Source organism: Blastomonas sp. CCH1-A6, assembly GCF_001556365.1.
Lineage (GTDB): Bacteria > Pseudomonadota > Alphaproteobacteria > Sphingomonadales > Sphingomonadaceae > Blastomonas > Blastomonas ursincola.
Genome location: NZ_LSIS01000178.1, coordinates 1 through 937, shown reverse-complemented (window position 1 = coordinate 937; position 937 = coordinate 1). Strand labels below are relative to the sequence as shown.

At 68.0% G+C, this 937-nt stretch carries 1 protein-coding gene; it reads left to right on the top strand.

Annotated elements, in window-relative coordinates; translation table 11 throughout:
• Positions 1 to 937: ABC transporter permease (locus AX735_RS25710; protein ID WP_446471794.1), on the top strand; the 937-nt coding region annotated here is incomplete at both ends.

The following is a 937-nucleotide window of genomic DNA, read 5'->3' as shown; positions in this document are numbered from 1 at the left end:
TCGCCGGCATCGGCTGGGCGATCCGCTGGACCGCCTCGCGCCTGCCGCGGCCCAAGGCGCCGCTGCTGCGGCTCGCGCTTGCCAATCTGCACCGCCCCGGCGCGCAGACCGGGCAGCTGGTGGTGGCGCTGGGACTAGGGCTTACCCTTTTCGTCATCCTCGCCGGCATCCAGACCAGCCTCACCAACGAGATCACGCGCACCGTGCCCAAGGAGGCGCCGAACCTGTTCGTGCTCGATGTGCCGGTGGCGCGGGGGGACGAGTTCCGCAGGGTGGTCGAACAGGCCGCCCCCGGCGCGGCGGTCAACGCGGTGCCCTCGCTGCGCGGAACGGTGACCGGGTACAAGAATATCCGCGTTGCGGACCTCAAGGACATTCCCGAGAACGCCTGGGTGCTGCGCGGCGAGCGCGGGCTGACCTATGCCGAAACGCTACCGGAGGGAAGCGAACTGATCGAGGGCAAATGGTGGCCGAAAGGCTATGACGGACCGCCGCTCGTCTCGATCGACCGCGAGATGGCCAATGTCCTCGACCTCAAGGTCGGCGACAGCCTGACCGTCAGCCTGCTGGGGCGCGAGTTGACCGCGAAGATCGCCTCGCTGCGCCAGATCAACTGGGACACGATGGGCTTCAACTATGTGATGGTGTTCAGCCCCAATACTCTGCGCGATGCGCCGCACAACCTGGCCGCGACGGTCTCGCTCAAGGGCATGGCCGATGCGGACGTGAAGGAACGCGCGGTGAGCAAGGCGGTGCTCGCCGGGTTCGCCTCGAGCTCGGTGATCGAGGTGCGCGACGTGATCGGCCAGGTGACGACCATACTGACGCAGATCGCGACCGCCATCGCTGCCGCCGGGTCGATCGCGATCCTCTCGGGCATCGCGGTGCTGATCGGCGCGATCGCCGCCAGCCGCCAGGCGCGCATCTATGACAGCGT